The 17,053-nt window shown below is 59.8% G+C and carries 21 protein-coding genes; 12 read left to right on the top strand and 9 right to left on the bottom strand.

Features of this window, described 5'->3' with window-relative positions; genetic code table 11:
- Positions 1 to 20: 20 nt before the first annotated feature.
- Positions 21 to 902, bottom strand: coding sequence for an IS1595 family transposase (locus E8Q40_RS08590; protein WP_137043987.1), 882 nt, complete (start codon positions 900 to 902; stop codon positions 21 to 23).
- A 260-nt stretch (positions 903 to 1,162) separates the two neighbouring features.
- On the opposite strand from E8Q40_RS08590, the gene E8Q40_RS21940 reads away from it, so the two are divergent.
- The 6 genes from E8Q40_RS21940 to E8Q40_RS08565 all read left to right on the top strand — a co-directional run bounded on the left by E8Q40_RS21940 (position 1,163) and on the right by E8Q40_RS08565 (position 4,272).
- A complete protein-coding gene (locus E8Q40_RS21940; protein ID WP_168197778.1) occupies positions 1,163 to 1,303 on the top strand; it encodes a hypothetical protein in 141 nt (46 codons plus the stop codon).
- A 278-nt stretch (positions 1,304 to 1,581) separates the two neighbouring features.
- Positions 1,582 to 1,905 (top strand): hypothetical protein, encoded by a 324-nt coding sequence (locus E8Q40_RS08585; RefSeq protein WP_137043986.1) that lies wholly within the window; start codon positions 1,582 to 1,584, stop codon positions 1,903 to 1,905.
- 166 nt (positions 1,906 to 2,071) lie between these two features.
- Positions 2,072 to 2,311: a DUF2798 domain-containing protein gene (locus E8Q40_RS08580; protein ID WP_137043985.1), complete on the top strand. Its 240-nt coding sequence runs from the start codon at positions 2,072 to 2,074 to the stop codon at positions 2,309 to 2,311.
- A 245-nt stretch (positions 2,312 to 2,556) separates the two neighbouring features.
- Positions 2,557 to 3,240 carry an outer membrane protein gene (locus E8Q40_RS08575; RefSeq protein ID WP_246663043.1) on the top strand — a complete coding sequence of 228 codons (684 nt, stop codon included), beginning with the start codon at positions 2,557 to 2,559 and terminating at the stop codon, positions 3,238 to 3,240.
- Positions 3,241 to 3,397: 157 nt separating this feature from the next.
- Positions 3,398 to 3,826 carry a PaaI family thioesterase gene (locus E8Q40_RS08570; RefSeq protein WP_137043984.1) on the top strand — a complete coding sequence of 143 codons (429 nt, stop codon included), beginning with the start codon at positions 3,398 to 3,400 and terminating at the stop codon, positions 3,824 to 3,826.
- Positions 3,827 to 4,083: 257 nt separating this feature from the next.
- The gene (locus tag E8Q40_RS08565) at positions 4,084 to 4,272 is read left to right on the top strand and encodes a hypothetical protein (protein ID WP_137043983.1); all 189 of its coding nucleotides are present in this window, start codon (positions 4,084 to 4,086) and stop codon (positions 4,270 to 4,272) included.
- Positions 4,273 to 4,294: 22 nt separating this feature from the next.
- Here the strand turns inward: E8Q40_RS08565 and E8Q40_RS08560 are convergent, their stop codons facing one another.
- The 4 genes from E8Q40_RS08560 to E8Q40_RS08545 all read right to left on the bottom strand — a co-directional run bounded on the left by E8Q40_RS08560 (position 4,295) and on the right by E8Q40_RS08545 (position 8,487).
- Complete coding sequence (locus tag E8Q40_RS08560; protein ID WP_137043982.1) at positions 4,295 to 5,344, bottom strand: HlyD family secretion protein; 1,050 nt, start codon at positions 5,342 to 5,344, stop codon at positions 4,295 to 4,297.
- A gap of 47 nt (positions 5,345 to 5,391) precedes the next feature.
- The gene (wecB, locus tag E8Q40_RS08555) at positions 5,392 to 6,546 is read right to left on the bottom strand and encodes a non-hydrolyzing UDP-N-acetylglucosamine 2-epimerase (RefSeq protein WP_137043981.1); all 1,155 of its coding nucleotides are present in this window, start codon (positions 6,544 to 6,546) and stop codon (positions 5,392 to 5,394) included.
- 17 nt (positions 6,547 to 6,563) lie between these two features.
- On the bottom strand, positions 6,564 to 7,916 hold the full coding sequence (locus E8Q40_RS08550; RefSeq protein WP_246663042.1) for a glycosyl transferase family protein: 1,353 nt from the start codon (positions 7,914 to 7,916) through the stop codon (positions 6,564 to 6,566).
- 304 nt (positions 7,917 to 8,220) lie between these two features.
- The gene (locus tag E8Q40_RS08545; RefSeq protein ID WP_137043980.1) at positions 8,221 to 8,487 is read right to left on the bottom strand and encodes a SemiSWEET transporter; all 267 of its coding nucleotides are present in this window, start codon (positions 8,485 to 8,487) and stop codon (positions 8,221 to 8,223) included.
- 262 nt (positions 8,488 to 8,749) lie between these two features.
- On the opposite strand from E8Q40_RS08545, the gene E8Q40_RS21935 reads away from it, so the two are divergent.
- The 3 genes from E8Q40_RS21935 to E8Q40_RS08540 all read left to right on the top strand — a co-directional run bounded on the left by E8Q40_RS21935 (position 8,750) and on the right by E8Q40_RS08540 (position 9,659).
- Entirely contained in the window at positions 8,750 to 8,893 is a 144-nt protein-coding gene (locus E8Q40_RS21935; protein WP_168197777.1) for a hypothetical protein, read from the top strand.
- A 173-nt stretch (positions 8,894 to 9,066) separates the two neighbouring features.
- Positions 9,067 to 9,189, top strand: a complete 123-nt coding sequence (locus E8Q40_RS22345) for a hypothetical protein (RefSeq protein WP_255473885.1) — start codon at positions 9,067 to 9,069, stop codon at positions 9,187 to 9,189.
- Positions 9,190 to 9,323: 134 nt separating this feature from the next.
- Positions 9,324 to 9,659, top strand: a complete 336-nt coding sequence (locus E8Q40_RS08540) for a ribbon-helix-helix domain-containing protein (protein WP_137043979.1) — start codon at positions 9,324 to 9,326, stop codon at positions 9,657 to 9,659.
- A 62-nt stretch (positions 9,660 to 9,721) separates the two neighbouring features.
- Here E8Q40_RS08540 and E8Q40_RS08535 read toward each other — a convergent pair whose 3' ends face one another.
- On the bottom strand, positions 9,722 to 10,099 hold the full coding sequence (locus E8Q40_RS08535) for a hypothetical protein (protein WP_137043978.1): 378 nt from the start codon (positions 10,097 to 10,099) through the stop codon (positions 9,722 to 9,724).
- 327 nt (positions 10,100 to 10,426) lie between these two features.
- Entirely contained in the window at positions 10,427 to 12,070 is a 1,644-nt protein-coding gene (locus E8Q40_RS08530) for a fumarate hydratase (protein ID WP_137043977.1), read from the bottom strand.
- A 136-nt stretch (positions 12,071 to 12,206) separates the two neighbouring features.
- On the opposite strand from E8Q40_RS08530, the gene E8Q40_RS08525 reads away from it, so the two are divergent.
- Positions 12,207 to 13,247 carry a hypothetical protein gene (locus tag E8Q40_RS08525; protein WP_137043976.1) on the top strand — a complete coding sequence of 347 codons (1,041 nt, stop codon included), beginning with the start codon at positions 12,207 to 12,209 and terminating at the stop codon, positions 13,245 to 13,247.
- A gap of 7 nt (positions 13,248 to 13,254) precedes the next feature.
- Here E8Q40_RS08525 and E8Q40_RS08520 read toward each other — a convergent pair whose 3' ends face one another.
- Both E8Q40_RS08520 and E8Q40_RS08515 read right to left on the bottom strand, forming a co-directional pair.
- Complete coding sequence (locus tag E8Q40_RS08520) at positions 13,255 to 13,833, bottom strand: hypothetical protein (RefSeq protein WP_137043975.1); 579 nt, start codon at positions 13,831 to 13,833, stop codon at positions 13,255 to 13,257.
- A 195-nt stretch (positions 13,834 to 14,028) separates the two neighbouring features.
- On the bottom strand, positions 14,029 to 15,153 hold the full coding sequence (locus tag E8Q40_RS08515; protein WP_137043974.1) for a hypothetical protein: 1,125 nt from the start codon (positions 15,151 to 15,153) through the stop codon (positions 14,029 to 14,031).
- A 901-nt stretch (positions 15,154 to 16,054) separates the two neighbouring features.
- Here E8Q40_RS08515 and E8Q40_RS08510 point away from each other — a divergent pair.
- Both E8Q40_RS08510 and E8Q40_RS08505 read left to right on the top strand, forming a co-directional pair.
- On the top strand, positions 16,055 to 16,579 hold the full coding sequence (locus E8Q40_RS08510) for an SET domain-containing protein (RefSeq protein ID WP_168197776.1): 525 nt from the start codon (positions 16,055 to 16,057) through the stop codon (positions 16,577 to 16,579).
- Between the two features lie 5 nt (positions 16,580 to 16,584).
- Positions 16,585 to 17,052, top strand: a complete 468-nt coding sequence (locus E8Q40_RS08505) for an SET domain-containing protein (protein ID WP_137043972.1) — start codon at positions 16,585 to 16,587, stop codon at positions 17,050 to 17,052.
- Position 17,053: the final 1 nt, after the last annotated feature.

Here is a 17,053-nt window from a genome sequence, read left to right as displayed (position 1 = left end):
TAAGCTTCTCCAGATGATGGCTAGCCAACCCGAACCTTCGGAAAGGCCTGCAAAAGCAACTCGAACATCAAAGCAGGCTGCTGGCGCAGGTTATGGCGATACTCGAACTCGTGAAGGTAAGTCTGCAAGTGCTTCTTCGAAACCCAAACGTAAGTCCCGTTGATCCCGCGCTTCACGTTGGCCCAGAAGCCCTCGATTGAGTTGGTATGCACATCGCCGCGAACGTATTCTTTCGCGGAGTGATTGACAGTCTCGACCTCGTAGCCGTGGCGCTCGGTCAGGACCTGATAGCCCTTCCAGTCATCGGTATGAATGCGGGTGCCGGGCTTCACGAACTTGGTGACGTTCGGCGCGATGTTGCGGGCGCTGCGGTCCTGAATGTGTCGGGTCACAACGTCGCCGCCACGCTCGACCATGCCAAGCACCACGGACTTGTCGTCGCCTTCCTCTTGGGTGTCCTTGCCGCCGATGAAAGTTTCGTCCGCTTCAACGATCTTGCCGGGGCCGCCAATCGGGAAATCGCCGTCCACATAGCCCATGTACTTTCGAATCAGATTGCACATGCGCCACGCGGTTTTGTAGGTCACCCCAAGCTGGCGCTGCACCTCTTTCGCCGCCACGCCGTTCCGCGACGAGCAGAATAGGAACATGACATAGAACCAGTCCCGCAGGCTGGTCCGGGTCTTTTCGAAGGGCGTCCCGGCGGTCGGATAGACCTGATAGCCGCAGTGCTCACAGGTGAAGCAGCGGCGGGTTTTGACCCGGTAATAGGTCGCCTCTTTGTGGCAGCCCATGCAGGTCAGGCGCTCGCCGTAGCGGGTCCGCATCAGATGATTAAGGCAGCTATCCTCATCCGGGAAACGAGCCTGAAATTCTCGGATTTTCGAGGTTTTCTGAGCCATTTGCCGCCTCCATACCCCTAGTTCCCTAGGATGCATGTACTATGGCACGGTCTGTTCTAAATGTCTAGAGGGGATATATGCGAGATACCGGGGCTGGCATGTTTCGCCCCTAGTGGCTCTATTCGAATTTGGAGATAACCTGTTTTGATTATTTGACGATCGGAAATAATTCAAAATAAAATTCTAGTATTTGCGCGAAATGCGTATAGACTATATTTGTGCCTGGAAATATTTCAGACATTTTTACAAAAGGAATTACTATGACCAATACTCAAAATAATGGCAATGAAACCAACAAGACCCCCGGCCAGACTCAGTCTCCCGCTCCCGCTCAGCAGACTCAGGGCGGTGGCGCGACCCACAATCAGCCGAAGCCGGCCGAAAAGCCGCAGCAGAAATAAAACCCCACGCTTTGGGGAGGAGAAGCCCGGCATGCTGCCGGGCTTTTTTCATGAGCCTGTTCCTTGGCGGCATTCGCTTGGCGTAATTTTCAAGGCCTTGTTGTCTGCCTTGGTCGCCGCGGCGGCCGTCACGAAAAAGGTACCGGCGGTTCCGACCCCAGCCGACCTCATGCATCCAGACATAACCCATCTGGAATCCGAACAAACTTGTTCCGCAGGCGTTCATCTTCGCTGCCGTTTAATGTCCCGAACTGGGCGGCGGACGGAGGTGAACGACCATGAAGAAGACAGTGCTTGCCGGCATGCTGGGACTGGCCGCGATGCCGGCTCCGAGCCAGGCGGCCGATGGCTGCGGCCGCGGCTGGTACCACAATGGCTACCGCTGCGTCCCGATGCGGGGCCCAGGTTACGGCTACGATCAGGGGCCACGCTACGGCTACTATGATGAGGGGCCGCGCGTTTATTACCGGGAGCGCCATCGCCCGCGTTATGCCGACCCGGGTCACCCATACGGGTACAATTTCAATTACGGCGACCCGCGCTGCGGCCGGCCCAATTACACAATTCAGGACGGCGTGTGTAAGCCGTACACGGGCCGCTGACCGACCGAGGCAGACGAATCGAGAGGCCGCCTTCGCCGGCGGCCTCTTTTATTTTTCGTGGCATTCAGGAAAGACGGGCCGAGCGCAACAGGGACTGGTCCTCGCCCCCCTCCTCGTGAACAATGGCGCGGCCGGGCGCATGCCAAAGGGGGCCACTGCTCACGCCATGTTCGGAATTCCACGCCGCTACAGTCACTTCGTCTTCGGGGTGATTCAATCCGGGCTGACCACGGTGGTCGCCACCGGCATCGCCAGTTTCCCGGAGCCCACCATCGCCCAGTTCGTCGCGCACTGGATGCTGTCGTGGCTCGTCGCCTGGGCCGCGATGATGCCGGTCGTGATCCTGGCGGCGCCCGGGATTCGCGCCCTCACCTTCGCCATCACCCGGGAAGAAGCCGGGCATTAAGCGTTTTCGAGCGAAGTGGAAACCGGTTCGCGTGAAGAAAACGCGTCAAAACAGCGAGGCGGCCGCCCTTCGTGCGGTTGTCGTGATGGCGGTGTAGGCCGTGGCCTAAGCAACGGCCGGGCGGCTTCATTCTTTGTCCATCATGCCGCGCTGGCGCTGTGGGCACCTACTCTGGTACCATCGTCTCGGCAACCGCCAGTGTACAAGGCGGCCGGTCAATACGTTTAGGTGTTAAGGGGTCTCTCTTGAAACGACTTGTTCTGTCCGTTCTTGCCGCCACCGCGGCGTTGTCGCCGACCTTCGCGGCCGATCTTCCTTCCCGCATGCCGGTCAAGGCTCCGGCGCTGTTCGCGCCCACGCCGGTTGTGAACTGGGGTGGCTTCTATGCTGGTCTCAGCGGCGGCTACGGCTGGGGCAAGTCGACCTGGAATCAGTCCGCGACCGGTCTGTCGGCGGACATGAAGCCGAAGGGCGGTCTGCTCGGCGGTCAGCTCGGCTACAACATGCATGTCCAGAATTTCGTGCTCGGCGTCGAAACCGACATCGCCTGGAGCGGAATGAAGGGTAGCTCCACCGGCGCCGGCTGCGCCACAAGCTGCGAAACCAAGAATCCCTGGCTCGGCACCACGCGCGGCCGCGTCGGCATGCCGATGGGGACGGACGGGGCCTGGCTGCCCTATCTGACCGGCGGTGTCGCCTATGGCGATGTGACCGTCTCGGACGGCGGCATCTCGCGCAAGTCGACGCGCGTCGGCTGGACGCTCGGCGCCGGCGTCGAATATATGTTCGCACCCGCCTGGTCGGCCAAGCTCGAATATCTCTATGTCGATCTCGGCAAGTTCACCACCATCGGCGATGGCACCGCACCGCCGTTCGATGTGAAGTATCGCAACAGCATCGTGCGCGTCGGCGCGAATTATCACTTCTAGCGGCCCGCGCCGTTCGCCTCTTTGAAGACGCCCCGTCGCGGGCGTCTTCTTTTTTGCCGGCCGCCGATTGTCCGCATCGCCGACGGTTACAGGCCCTGCCGCTTTGCGCTTTAATCGCTGGTCCCGGCCAAACGGGCTATTATCAGTGAGACTCCCCATGCCCCTCGCCCGCATCCAGCAGAGCTTTTCCAGGCAAGGCCTGATGACGACGCTCGGCGCCAGGCTCGAAAAGGTCGAGCTCGGATTCGTCGAGATCGCGCTGGTGCCCACGCCGGCGGTGTCGCAGCAGCATGGCTTCGTCCACGCCGGCGCGGTCGCGGCGGTCGCCGACAGTGCCGCCGGCTATGCGGCGCTCACCGTCATGCCGGAGGGTACCGGCGTTCTCACCGCCGAATTCAAGATCAACCTACTGGCGCCCGCCGCCGGCGAGCGCATCGTCGCGCGTGGCCGCGTCGTCAAGGCCGGCCGCACATTGACCCTGTCGCAGGCCGACGTCTTTGCAGTGAAAGGCGGCGAAGAAAAGCTCATCGCGCATCTGACCGCGACGCTAATGAACATTGTCGGCCGCGACGGCGTCGTCGACTGACACGGCCTCACCGCAGCGCACACCGCTTTGTGATGCGATGCCGCAATGTTGCCGCCGCGTCGGCAAGAAAAATCGTAAATTGCCGGTCATCTAGTTTCTCGATAGAATCTTTACCGGCCCCGGTTAGATTGCATGCGTCAATGCTGCGCCGATGCGGAAGATTACCGCAGCAAAGCAGGTGGAACGGCGGTGCACCCGGTTGCGTTAATACTTCGACGCCACCGAACGGGTCGGATGAAAACCGGAAGGAGCCGGCGATGATGCAGCGAATGGATAACAGGCCGCGCGAAGCACAGGTCGTTCTGCCCTATGAGCCGAATTTCACGGGCCATTGGGAAGCGGCGAGGCGCCGCCAGGAAACGCGCGAGTGGCTTCGCCGCCGCGAGCAGGCCATCAGCGCCGGCGAGCCGAAGCGGGATGACGACCAGCCTCACAAGGCTGCCTGATCCGGCGTTGCGAGCAACCCGCTTACTGCGTTATCGGTGAAGCGCGCTGCGCGTCGTCACCTGAACCCGGCAGCAGCTCCCGCACCCGCCCGGCAACGCGCTGCAGGACCTTGGATGGCCGGATTTTGTCCATGAGATCCTCGCAGCTGTCGAAGTGGCAAACCGACAGCTTCACCTGTTCGCCGATCGGGAAACCCGCCGTGTCGGGAATCGAAACCCGCATCAACTGGCCGCGCACCCGCGGCCGCGCCGGCATCTGGAATTCCGGCGGCACCGCAGACGTCACAGGCAAAAGTTCTGTCACGACGCCCATCGCGAAGCGCGAGCGCAATTCCACCTTGACGCGCTGTCCCGGCTCGACACCGACGAGATAACCGTCGTGGACGTAGGCCAGAACGTAGCTGGCACCTGTGTAGACATCGGTAACCGTTGGCGATGACGCGTTCAGCACCTCGCCGACAACGCCGACGCGCGTACCGACATAACCCGACACCGGCGTGGTCAGCACGCCGCCGCCGTAAGACTGCTGCAACCCATTATACGATGACATCACGTCGGCCAGCGCGGTCAGATACGGCGCGCGCTCCTTCTCCAGCGCCTGCTTCTCCGCCTGCAACCCCGCGAGCTTCTCCTTCGCCGTAAAGTGCGCGGCGACGATATCGGTTACGTTCTTATCGGTCACAAAACCGGCCACGCTGGAACCCGAGACGCGGTCGAGAAAAGACTTGAATTGCTTCACGGTGGCTTCCGCTTCGGGCAGCAAGACACCGACCGCCGCCTCACGGGCATCGATCTCGGCCAGCTTGCCGCGCAACCGCGCGGCCTCGACCGACATATCCGCGATCGAACGCGACACCGCGCCGGACTCCACGGCGGCGATCTTCTGCCCGGCTTCGACATGTTCGCCAGGACGCACGAACAATTCGCGAATACGCGTGTTCTCGTAGGGCGACGATATCGCAACCCGCTCTCGGGTCACGATGCCGTCGGCGCGAAAGAACAGCGTTGTGCCGCCAACGATATCGGCGACGGCGAGCCCGCCGGCAATCAGCAGGAATGCGACTATCAGCAAACGGCGTAACCTCCGCCAGCGCAAACGGCTGACTTTCAGAGGCTCGCTCACAGCCGCGCTTCGGGGCTCTTTACGGGGGACATAGAGCATTCGAATGACTTTACGTTGACGGTGGACAGGCGATCGGCGATTCGCTGCGCGGCAGCGCCGTCGCCGAACGGATTGATGGCCGGCAGCAGCTGGCGTGTATTGCCCGCGGTGAGCCGGCGTACGCCTTCGACGATCTTGGCACGGTCGCTGCCGACCAGAGTGCCGAAGCCAGCTTCGATCACCTCAGGTCTTTCCGTGCTTTCGCGCGCGATCAGGATCTGAAGCCCGAATGTCGGCGCCTCCTCCTGAACGCCGCCTGAATCGGTGACCACCGTCCAGGCCCTGCTTAAGAGATAAACGAAATCCGCATAACGCAGCGGCGCGAGAAGCCGCACATTAGGCGCATCGCCCAGAACGGCTTTCACCTCGGCGCGCACTCCGGGATTGAGATGCACCGGCAGCGCGATCAGTTTGTCGCCATCCTCGCCAAGATCGCGCAACGCACGCAGGATGTCGCGTATCGGCTCGCCGATATTCTCGCGACGATGCAGCGTGACGAGCACCAGCTTTTTGTCGGCGGGCAAGTCCGCCAATTCGGGATCGTGCGGCACATAAGCTTGCCCGATCTTGCTGCGCACGTAGAGCAACGCATCGACGACAGTATTGCCGACAATCGCGATCTGCTTGGCGGCAATCCCTTCCTTGAGCAGATTGTCGCGCGCCAGCGTCGTCGGCACAAAATGGAGCGCCGCCGCCTGGGCGATGACCCGGCGATTGAACTCCTCGGGCCACGGCGACATGATCGTGCCGGTGCGAAGACCGGCCTCGATATGGGCGACCGGAACGCGGCACATGAAGGCGGCCGTCGCCGCCGCGACGGCGGTCGTGGTATCGCCTTGCACCACGACCCAGTCGTAGCGAACCTGCCGCAACACACTCTCGACCCGCTGCATGACGACGCCGTACTTGCCGGCCACATCCGCCTGCAGGACCGCATCCGCCTCCTGATAGGTTGGCGTCATACCGAACAGATCGAGCAGCCCCTCGGCGAGTTCGACATGTTGACCGGATGAGAACACGTCGACATCCACGCCCGCCTCGCGCAATGCGAGGTAGACCGGGCCGAGCTTGATTATTTCCGGACGTGTGCCCAAGACGAGAAGGATACGCATGGTGAGATCCGATCGCCCTATCGCGTTGCCGTTGAAAAATCGTCGGGCAGATCATGGGCCGTCTTCGACCAGACGATCGGCCTGGTGGCGAAGTCGGATTCACCGAGGTAAATCTTCCACGCGCGATAGGTCGAAACCATGTTGATGTACATCGCGACGGGCCAGCGAAGCGCAATGCCAATCCAGTCGGTCGTGCCGTACACCTGGTAATTGGCGACAACGCGCGTGACGTAACGAACGATCGACATGGCGACATTGAAGAGCATCGACACGGCGAAGGTCGTCGCCATGCCTTCCGTCATCGTGTCGACTTCGACAACGTCGATGAACACCAGCGTCCACAGGATAAGCGACGCCGCCGGCAGAAAGTTCGCGATCGCACCCTTGCGATCGCGAAACAGAAAGTAGATGTCCCAGGCCGATGCCTGCCATCCAAGCTTGGCCGCCCCCTCGAAGGAATTGCCGTAAATCCAGCGCGTGCGCTGCTTGATCGCCGCCACGAGCTTTTGCGGGAAGAACTCGCGTGTCGCGATGTAATCGTAGCCCTCGTCGGCATCCGCCAACACCGCGGCGAAGATGGAGCGAAAGCCTGCGCGCTTGACTTCAACACCGAGGATATAATCTTCCGTCACCGTGGACGGCATCAGCACGCGGCCGTAGGTATCCAGAAAGTACCGCACCAACTCGCGCGTCAGGCAGGTGCCGACACCGGCCGACGGAATAGCGGCGCCGAGCGCATTTCGAACGATCATTTCCCGGGTATGCCGCTCGGCAAATTCATCCATGTAGGTCGAAGCAACCAGGTCATGGCGGCCCCGGTGCAGCGAAAATACCGGCACCTGGATGAAATCGTAGCGGATCGCGAAGCGCGCATAGATTGCAAAGGAGCGCGGATCGATGACGTCTTCACTGTCGTGCAGCACGGCCAGTTCGGGCGCGTCGTGGCGCGAGAACACCTGCTCGAACATCTCATTGAGCATCTGCCCTTTCGATGTCGGGCCGTTCAGGCTGTTGACGATCACCTTGACGCGGTCGGGATATTTCGCGGCGACCTCTTGGGCGACGCGCAGAGTTCCCTCGTCGTTCGGGTAGACGCCGAGATAGATGACAACGTCCGGATTATCGATGCGCGACAGATTACCTTCGACCATGCGGCCGATGATTTCCGCCTCGTCCCAGTTGGCGATGAATACCGCCGTTTTCGGAACCGTGACGGAACCATGGCTCTTCGTGCGGTACGAATCCTGGCCGATGCTCAGAGAGAGCAGATCGATAAAGGCGTCGTCGAGCGAGCAGAGGCTCACGAGCAGGCTGATCGTGAGAACGCCCACGAGGAAATAGTCGTGCATGATGACCGTGTGTTTAGACACCAGCGGCGCATCGCACGGCACCGCTCGCATTTGATAGAAGTTATAAATATGTCGAAAAAGGTATTTACAAGTGTAGCGTGCAGAATTTTTTCTGACGACCGCTTGTTGTTTATATCATGACACCACCACCGCATCTCTTTGCGGCGATTTATTGCTGGCACGTAACACGCGTCACTGCGTCTCGACCGAGGCGCAGCGCAAGAAAGGTGGTAATGACGTAAATGCCTATCGCCGCGTGAGCCAGCGCCGTTTCACGCGCGCTGGTATCGGCGCCTCATCATGACAAACGGGCAGCGCCGGCGCTTCAACCGTGACGCAGCTTCAACGCGAGGATCGTGCCGGCCAGGCACAAGGTAATGCCGTTGGCGACGATGAGAGGCATGTCGCCGATCAGCACGCCATAAGCGAGCCACAGCACGATTCCCGTCACCATCAACAGGAACATGCTCAGCGATATGTCAGCCGTGGAGCGCGAGCGCCATGCCTTCAGCGCCTGCGGCGCATAGGCGGTGGTCGTGCAGAAGGCGGCGGCAAGGCCGAGCGCCGTGATCGCAAAAGACCCTTCGGTCATGGATGGTCCAAATGAAAATACCGCCCCAACCGGGCGGCGGCGTCATCCATACATCAGCCGGGCGATTCCCGCCTGCGGTATCTCATGCGCCCCCCATTAACGCGGCCTTCACCTCTGCCCCTCTATTGCCGCATGGCCGCCGAACAGCGGCCCGGTTTTAACGATAGCCGTTGACCTTAATCGGAACCGGCAATAGCCCGCCCGGACGCTCGGGGACTAGATTGGCGTCTGGAAGCGGCTCATGCGGAACAGGGGACTTCTCATGCAGGCCAGCGTCATGGACCAGTGCGTCCGTCTTGCATTTGCAATCATTCTAATCGGGCTCGTGTCGGTGACGCTCTATCAGTTCGCCGGACGCGCCAGCGCCTATATTCCGACAAATCCGGTGGTCGGCATCGCAAAATAGCCGGGCGTACCGCGCCGGACCGGGATCGCAATCGCGATTCTTTGACATTTATCAAACCGAGAGCGGCATACCGCCCGAAGATGCGCGACCCCACGTTCCGGTCTCGTCGCATCCGCATGCCCCACCGTCCGCCCCGTCCTCCCTTACGTCATTGCCCGATCTGCGGCATCGCCATGCAGGCGACGAAAACGCGCGATCATCTCGACCATTTCGATCGCTTCGAATGTCAGAATTGCCAGACCACCATCAATGTGCCGCCGCCGCGGCCGGGCCGGCCGCCGCGCGAGGGCTCCTGACGGAGCCATGGCAAAATGTGTCGCGGATTTGACATCGCTCAATAACCACACCTCACCTGCGCCTAATAGTTCCGTACTCGCCGGAGTCGCGCGCGACACGCGTTAGGCTGGCGAAATACGGAGGGCAAGAAGCGATGATGGACGACACCATGACCGGACCGGATGTCACGGCCGGTACCAAACGCAGCAGAACCGAGGGACCGCTCGGCCGCAAATCGGCGATCGTCAAGCGCTCGATCGAATTGCACGGCCACAAGACCAGCGTGTCGCTCGAAGACCAGTTCTGGGACGGGCTGCGCGACATCGCCGAACGCACCCGCACGCCCCTGCCGATGCTGCTGCAGACCATCGACGCGCAGCGCGGCTATGCCAATCTGTCGTCCGCAATCCGCGTTTACGTGCTTGAGCATCACCGCGCCGCGGCCGCGCAGGCGGACCCGCATTACCTGGCGCGCGCCGCGCAACTATAAGCGCATAAGCGTGAGCGCTTAAGCGTGAGCGTTTAAGTCCGAACGCTCCAGCGTCTGGCGCCTCAGCGCTTGTCGCGTTCGACGAACAGCCACAACCCGCCGTTGCGCGCCGTTACGATACGCATGCGCAGTTCGCGATTGGGATTTTTGGCATCGCCCTTGAGCGCGAGGTCGATATCGGCCGGCGGATTCTCCAGCGCCCGCATCATCCGCTCGCGCAGGCCCTTCTTGTCGGAGCAGTGCGACGCCTCAAACAGGTCGCGGCCGAGCGGCTCCATGCCGGAACCGCTCTCGCGCGCCTCGGTCGCCGAATAGAACCGCACGACGAAATGGCGGTCGAGCAGGATGACGCCGAACGGCAGCTGGTCGAGTTCATGCTGGCTCAGCGCCTCGACCCGCCGGGCGATATCCGGCGCGTCGAAATCGATAGCCTCCGCCATGGAGCGGTCTCCTTTCTTCCCAAAGTCTGTCAGGCGCGTTTCTTATGTGTGCGTACGATACGGTAAGATACCACCTCAAGCCTTGCATGCCGAAATTGAATCGACAAGGCTTGATGTGATGACGATGCGCACTTGATGTGAATCGATGGCGCGCATGTGTTTCAATGCGCAACGGCTTCACGCCATGCGCGCTGTGCCATTATCGGACAGCAGCGATCGCCTTACGTCGCACATTCATAACAGCGGATATGACAACGGCGCCGGATGGATTGCATCCGGCGCCGCGCACAACGCGAAAGTATAAGACAGGCCTCAGCCGAGCAGGTCTTAACCTAGATTGAGTTCCTTGAAGAAATCGTTGCCCTTGTCGTCGATGACGATGAAGGCCGGGAAATCGACAACCTCGATCTTCCAGATCGCTTCCATGCCGAGCTCGGGGAACTCCTGCACTTCCACTTTCTTGATGCAGTGCTCGGCGAGGTTGGCGGCCGCGCCGCCGATCGAGGCGAGATAGAAGCCGCCGTGCTTCTTGCAGGCCTCGCGCACCGCCGACGAACGGTTGCCCTTGGCAACCGAAATCATCGAGCCGCCGGCCGCCTGGAAGGCATCGACGTAGCTATCCATGCGACCCGCCGTGGTCGGGCCGAAGGCGCCCGAGGCATAACCGTCCGGCGTCTTGGCGGGGCCGGCGTAATAAACAGGATGGTTCTTGAAATAATCCGGCAGCCCCTGCCCGGCTTCGAGCCGCTCGCGCAGCTTGGCGTGCGCGAGGTCACGCGCGACGATCATGGTGCCGGTGAGCGAGAGCCGCGTCTTCACCGGATACTTGGAGAGCTGCGCCAGGATCTCCTTCATCGGCTTCGACAGATCGACCTTCACCACTTCGCCGCCGAGCTTTTCCTGATCGACCTCGGGCAGATACTGCGCCGGATGATGCTCAAGCTCCTCCAGGAAGACGCCGTCCTTGGTGATCTTGCCGAGCGCCTGGCGGTCGGCCGAGCACGACACGCCAAGGCCAATGGGAAGCGACGCGCCATGGCGCGGCAGACGAATGACGCGCACGTCATGGCAGAAATACTTGCCGCCGAACTGCGCCCCCACCCCCAATGACTGCGTCAGCTTGAAAATCTCTTTCTCCATTTCGAGATCGCGGAAGGCATGGCCGTCCTCCGAGCCCGACGTCGGCAGGTTGTCGAGATACTTGGTCGAGGCGAGCTTCACCGTCTTCAAGGTCAGCTCGGCCGAGGTGCCGCCGATGACAATGGCGAGATGATAAGGCGGACACGCCGCGGTCCCTAACGTCAGGATCTTCTCTTTCAGGAACGCCACCATGCGGTCATGGGTCAGGATCGACGGCGTCGCCTGAAACAGGAAGGTCTTGTTGGCCGAGCCGCCGCCCTTGGCGACGAACAGGAACTTGTAGGCGTCCTCACCCTCGGCATAGATCTCGACCTGCGCCGGCATGTTCGACTTGGTGTTCTTCTCGTCGAACATGGAGATCGGCGCGAGCTGCGAATAGCGCAGGTTCTTCTTCAGGTACGCATCGCGCGCGCCCTCGGCGAGCGCCGCCTCGTCCGAGCCGTCGGTGAACACCAGCCGGCCCTTCTTGCCCATGATGATGGCGGTGCCGGTGTCCTGGCACATCGGCAGCACGCCGCCGGCGGCGATGTTGGCGTTCTTGAGAAGGTCATAGGCGACGAACTTGTCGTTCGCGGTCGATTCCGGATCGTCCAGCACGGCGCGAAGCTGCTTCAGGTGCGCGGGACGCAGGAGGTGGTTGATGTCGGTGAACGCCGCCTCGGACAGAGCCTTGATGGCGGACGGCTCCACCACCAGCATGTCCTTGCCCATCACCTTCTCGACCCGCACGCCCTCGGACGTGATCTTGCGGTACTTGGTGGTGTCGGGGCCGAGGGGGAAAAGCGGGGAATGGGAGTATGGGGGCAGCGGGGGTGTGACGGGGGCGTTCATCTGAGGTGGCTCCGAAGGCTAATTCGGGCACCTTTTAGACGGTCTGAAGTGCGCCGTCATTAGAGACGACCACAGAAACTTAGGATAACATTCTCTGACGACACCACCAAATATTTGGCGAGAGTTGAGCACAAACATGCGCCCAGAATCTCCCCCTTCGTTTGTCGACGTACTTTGGAGTCAACTACAACAAGCATTTTCTCCGGTCGCAGAAAAACGCTTCGCGAGATTTATCCGACAAAGAGGCGCGGACAAATGGATCATAGCAACTGACTTTTGTACGGGCGATTCGACGCGCCCCAACGATAGTTTTGCATTCGTCATCATTCCGGCCGGCGATCGCTTCACTGAAATTCAAGAAGACCTTAAACGCATACCCCCTCGCGATCTAAAGGACGTAAAACGAATTCCAAAATCAGTCGTTAGACTTCTGAGAAAAGGGCGGGTCTTTTCCATCTGCTTTGTTGCCGACAGACTTAGGAAATTATTTCCCGACGCCGAAACCGCACGACGCAGTATAGATGACACCATCACCATGATGAAAAACTGGGAGAACGCATCTGAAGCAGATGAACTAATACAACAATTCATAAGAATGCGAACAGAGGCCGAAAAGAAAACCGTTAATTTAAAATTGCTAGAGAACATTATTCTGACTGCTGCACTCACAGCATTTATCGCATCGCTTATCACCAAACATGGGCCAGCAAAATTAATTGGATGGGCCCCAGACAGAGATAACATTACAGAGGCTTACGATAGAATCGCACCCACAATGTGTTCGACAAACTTCTCAGCTCTATGCGAGAGGCAATCCATCCCAACCCCCAATCTTGGAATTTTTACGCAGACAAAAGCTGACCTTTGGTGCGATCAATATATACGTCTAGCGGATTATGTAGCAGGCGCCGCCGCTGCTGGCTGGGACGATCCCCACGGAAGAGTCTCACCGAAAATCGGCTATCTTCTGAAAGAGGTTTTCGCCGACAATCGCTATTTATTTGTATTCCCCATTGCATTCGCAAGAATTGACGGTCTTTTCCAGTGCGTTGTTTATTACACCCACATCGGTGCGCGACCGAACGGGCCACATCAACAAGGAAAACGAAATTTACAAAAATTGAAGCCGATACGAGGACGATCCCGCGAGAAATTACCTGACCGGAGCGTCACCTAAAGCATAGTCAAAATCGATCCTTGGCGACCGCCTCCGCAATATCAGCATCGAGCTGCCTTTCAGCCACACGAATTTCAGATATCGCAAGCTCTAAAACAGTTTCGACTTCTTCCATCTGCTTCATGAGCTCGTGCAATATGACCGATCCTTGCTTTGGGAAATGCCGCTGCCCATCACGATCAACAGCATAGCGGAACGCGTCAGCACGCCGATCCACTTTATCAAATTCAGCTATCGGCGCATCGATACTTTCCAAGAAGTCCTTATCAACAAAATTGCCAAGAACCCGCTTTGCTTCCTTCCAAAGCCCGGCGAGATCGTGACCAAATTTCTTGTCGACTTGTTCGAGATCGAAAGCATTAGAAAGGTGAAGCGCATCCTTCAATGCAGACTCGACGTACTGCCTGTACAAGAAAAGTATAGGCATTGCAGACCGATTTTCGCCTTTAAGCTTTTGCAACGCGCTCGCGGCCTCGGAAGCGCACCTATAATAACCCAAACGGTAATAGTCCCGCGCGCCATTACCGTCGATAATCGGCGACGCAAGGTCCGCACTAACTTCTTCGAAGCTTATGAAATCTGCCATTCCCCCTCCAAACCGGCCAAGTCGATAGCTCGTAGGGCGGATTAGCGCAGCGCAATCCGCCATTCCCATCAACACGGCGCGATACGCCTTCGGCTAACGCGCCCTACGCACAGCCTCTCCCGGCCTCATCCTGAGGAGCATCGCGAAGCTATGCGTCTCGATGGATGAGGCCACTCTTGTGGCAGTTCGTTGCCTCTACCGAGACGGATCGAAATTGTTTGGGTACCGGGACGGCGACGGCTGCAAAACACTCATCTGGCGATCGAGGACCGCGCCACTTTCGTTGGCAATAACCGGATACTTCTGGGTTGGCCGAAAAGCCAAAAGATAATCGAAGGTTGCCGCTCCCCTTGACCATTGGTTTCGCGCAGCACTCTTCGCACTGAAGTCAATCGTGCCGGTCACCTGACATGCGTGTGACAGAGCATCGCATTGCACACTCAATGAATCTGGTCGAACCACATAAGAGCGATCGGGCCAACGCTCAACAAACTTGACGAGTTGCGCCACGACTTCTGAGCGCGGCAATTGCTTCCCGTAATAGACGACTTGATCGGCATAAATTCCATCAAGGAGCTTGACATACTGCTCGTTCGAACCAGAGAGCAACACATTCAGCGCGATTACGAAGTCCCTCGCACGCCCATCAAGCGTGGCGGAATATTGACCTGACGGCGGATGAGCTGAACCGGGGGCAAGAGAAAGCGGAGGCGCGGGAGCCGGCAAGGCTGCGATTGGCGGAGCAGCTGGGGGAGCCTTGGAGTCAAGGTCGAAAACTGACAGTTTTATGCCAATCGCCTCCGCATCCGCAGGCGTAAGCCAATTCATGGAGGTGGGTGCCGCATTGGATAAATACATTATGGCTGTATCGGGCAGCCCGAGCTGGGCAAGATATGCCCCATACATGGCGTTCCCCACCCCCGTCTCAACAGGCTCCCCACGCTCGACTTTATAGATAGCATGAAACCCAATGACGGCCGCTCGGCCCATAAGACGACGAACCCCACCCAGCCAAGCAATGGCGCAAGCAGACGAACATACGGTTCCGCTCTCGACCCAAGTGGTGAAGCCCCGCATCCTTATAGCCTTGCCGATTTCGATACCGGCATAAGCTGAGCCACCGGGGCTCTTGAGCACGACGATGCCACCCGAGAAAGGAGTCACTTTCGCTAGAAACGCCTCTTTGTCCTCGTACTTGATTTCACCTTCGATAAGAATGAGGCCATCTTGCCCCTTCAATGGGAGCGCAGTGATATTCGCGGCTCTAGCTACGCCGCTCGAAATCACGACCATCCAAAGAACGATAAAAAGAACCCGCATACTGACCCGTAGCCCCTACGTATTCCGCATTCTGGAAAAAACACTTTCAAAAATCCAGCTTTTTACGCGCGACCCACGACCTTTGCTCCGCATACAATCCGAAATTGCGTCTTGACCAGCCTATTATCCTATGCTTTTATCCCTTTTGCCGGGCTCATGAGAGGGCGTCGTCGCGAGACGTTCCGATGATGGAGCCGCCTCCCCGCAAGGGAGGGCCGTTGGCGGGGCGCTCTCGCAAGAGAGCAACCAGGCCAAAGGCGGTGCGGCGCCCGCGCGCAAGGCTCGTAACCTTGCTCCCGGGAGTCCGCGGGTCGCCGTCCGGGGCCAATACGGGCCCCTGCCTTCAATGGCTAGTCGGCGCACCGGTGAAGGCCGGCGAAAGCCGGCCGGAGGTCGTTCCGCGCTCCGGAAAAGTGCGGCCCGATCGTAGCCGGTGCGCTGGAAGCACGGCCCCGCGGACTTAAGGAAGAACGCCGCTTCGTGGCGCGCCGTCAGGCGCGGCGCATCCGGCAACGGGTGCGCACCCATAAGGAATGGCAGCGCCTTTCGGCGCGCCACACCCTCTCATGCGAGAGGTTCAGGAATTCAAAGGGCAAGGAAGGCGAACCCGGCGCCTCGACAAAGAACGCGGGCGATGATGCGCGGCTGCTCGCGCGGGCTGTTTGACAATTGAATATGGACGGACCTTTAGCCCGGATGAGCGCACGCGAAATCCGGAGCCTGCGTAACCACCTGCCCCGCATGCCGCTTGCGCTCCATGCGGGCTACGAACGGCGAACGCGCCTTCGCCGCCTGCCCCTCCACAGCGCAAGGCCGAAAGCCGCGCCCACCATTGACGCAAGGCTTGGCATCTGCAATCTCCGCTTACGCCGTCAATCCTCTGGAATCGTCAGCAAATCATATGGCTCCCCGTCCGTTCCGCCTTGGCCGCGCCCGCACGGGTCTGGGCATCTTCGCCACCCGCCCCATCAAGAAGCGCCAGACCATCGCCGAATATCGCGGCAAGATGCTCGGCGTCGACGCCGCCATCAAGGCCGAGAAGAGCGGCAACCGCTACCTGTACGAGGTCAACTCCAAGTGGACCATCGACGGGGCCAAGCGCGGCAACATCGCCCGCTACTTCAACCATTCCTGCAACCCGAATGCCGACACCTTCATCCGCGGCAAGCGGGTGTTCGTCCGGACCATCAAGAACATCGAGCCGGGCGACGAGATCACCTACGATTACGGCCGCGATTACCTCAAGAACGTCATCGGCCTGGAGAACTGCCAGTGCTCGCGCTGCCGCAAGCGGCGCGCCAAGCAGCGCGCGGAAGCCCGTGCGCGCAACCTGCGCAAGAAGAAGCGCCTCGCCGCCAAAAGCGTGAAGAAGGTCGCGGTCAAGAAGTCGAAGAAGACCGTCAAGTCGCGCAAGACGAAGCGCTAGGGCCGATGGCGAAGGCCAAAGTCCGCGCGATCAAGGACAAGCCGAAGCTCTATCGCGTCGGCCGGGCCCGCACCGGGCTGGGGCTGTTCGCCACCGCCGATATCCCGTCCGGCAAGCTGCTGATCGAATACACCGGCACCCGCATCCCCACCCGGGAGGCCCGCGAAATCGACAAGCGCCGCGCCAACAAATATTTGTTCGAGATCGACAACCGCTGGACCATCGACGGCTCGCCGCGCAGCAATCTGGCGCGCTACGTCAACCATTCCTGCGATCCGAACACCGAGGCGGAATCGAACCGCGGCCGCATGATGTTCCGCACCGTGCGCAAGATCGCCCAAGGCGAGGAAATCACGCTGGATTACGGCGAGGAACATATGGAGCTGTATTTCGGTCCCGCCGGCTGCCTGTGTGACGCCTGCAAGGCAGCCAAACGTAAAACTAGGAATGCGCGCCGTAAGCGCGCCAGTTGAA

The organism is Pseudolabrys sp. FHR47, from assembly GCF_005153485.1.
Taxonomy (GTDB): domain Bacteria; phylum Pseudomonadota; class Alphaproteobacteria; order Rhizobiales; family Xanthobacteraceae; genus Pseudolabrys.
Note: the sequence above shows the minus strand (reverse complement) of the source record. Positions and strands in the feature narration are given on the sequence as shown.

Coding starts and splice junctions, on each gene's coding strand:
- E8Q40_RS08515 (WP_137043974.1), bottom strand. CDS start 15,153: ATGCGGGTTCTTTTTATCGTTCTTTGGATGGTCGTGATTTCGAGCGGC.
- E8Q40_RS08565 (WP_137043983.1), top strand. CDS start 4,084: ATGATGCAGCGAATGGATAACAGGCCGCGCGAAGCACAGGTCGTTCTG.
- E8Q40_RS08585 (WP_137043986.1), top strand. CDS start 1,582: ATGAAGAAGACAGTGCTTGCCGGCATGCTGGGACTGGCCGCGATGCCG.
- E8Q40_RS08530 (WP_137043977.1), bottom strand. CDS start 12,070: ATGAACGCCCCCGTCACACCCCCGCTGCCCCCATACTCCCATTCCCCG.
- E8Q40_RS08510 (WP_168197776.1), top strand. CDS start 16,055: ATGGCTCCCCGTCCGTTCCGCCTTGGCCGCGCCCGCACGGGTCTGGGC.
- E8Q40_RS08545 (WP_137043980.1), bottom strand. CDS start 8,487: ATGACCGAAGGGTCTTTTGCGATCACGGCGCTCGGCCTTGCCGCCGCC.
- E8Q40_RS08540 (WP_137043979.1), top strand. CDS start 9,324: ATGATGGACGACACCATGACCGGACCGGATGTCACGGCCGGTACCAAA.
- E8Q40_RS08525 (WP_137043976.1), top strand. CDS start 12,207: ATGCGCCCAGAATCTCCCCCTTCGTTTGTCGACGTACTTTGGAGTCAA.
- E8Q40_RS08505 (WP_137043972.1), top strand. CDS start 16,585: ATGGCGAAGGCCAAAGTCCGCGCGATCAAGGACAAGCCGAAGCTCTAT.
- E8Q40_RS08570 (WP_137043984.1), top strand. CDS start 3,398: ATGCCCCTCGCCCGCATCCAGCAGAGCTTTTCCAGGCAAGGCCTGATG.
- E8Q40_RS08535 (WP_137043978.1), bottom strand. CDS start 10,099: ATGGCGGAGGCTATCGATTTCGACGCGCCGGATATCGCCCGGCGGGTC.
- E8Q40_RS21940 (WP_168197778.1), top strand. CDS start 1,163: ATGACCAATACTCAAAATAATGGCAATGAAACCAACAAGACCCCCGGC.
- E8Q40_RS08590 (WP_137043987.1), bottom strand. CDS start 902: ATGGCTCAGAAAACCTCGAAAATCCGAGAATTTCAGGCTCGTTTCCCG.
- wecB (WP_137043981.1), bottom strand. CDS start 6,546: ATGCGTATCCTTCTCGTCTTGGGCACACGTCCGGAAATAATCAAGCTC.
- E8Q40_RS08520 (WP_137043975.1), bottom strand. CDS start 13,833: ATGGCAGATTTCATAAGCTTCGAAGAAGTTAGTGCGGACCTTGCGTCG.
- E8Q40_RS21935 (WP_168197777.1), top strand. CDS start 8,750: ATGCAGGCCAGCGTCATGGACCAGTGCGTCCGTCTTGCATTTGCAATC.
- E8Q40_RS22345 (WP_255473885.1), top strand. CDS start 9,067: ATGCAGGCGACGAAAACGCGCGATCATCTCGACCATTTCGATCGCTTC.
- E8Q40_RS08580 (WP_137043985.1), top strand. CDS start 2,072: ATGTTCGGAATTCCACGCCGCTACAGTCACTTCGTCTTCGGGGTGATT.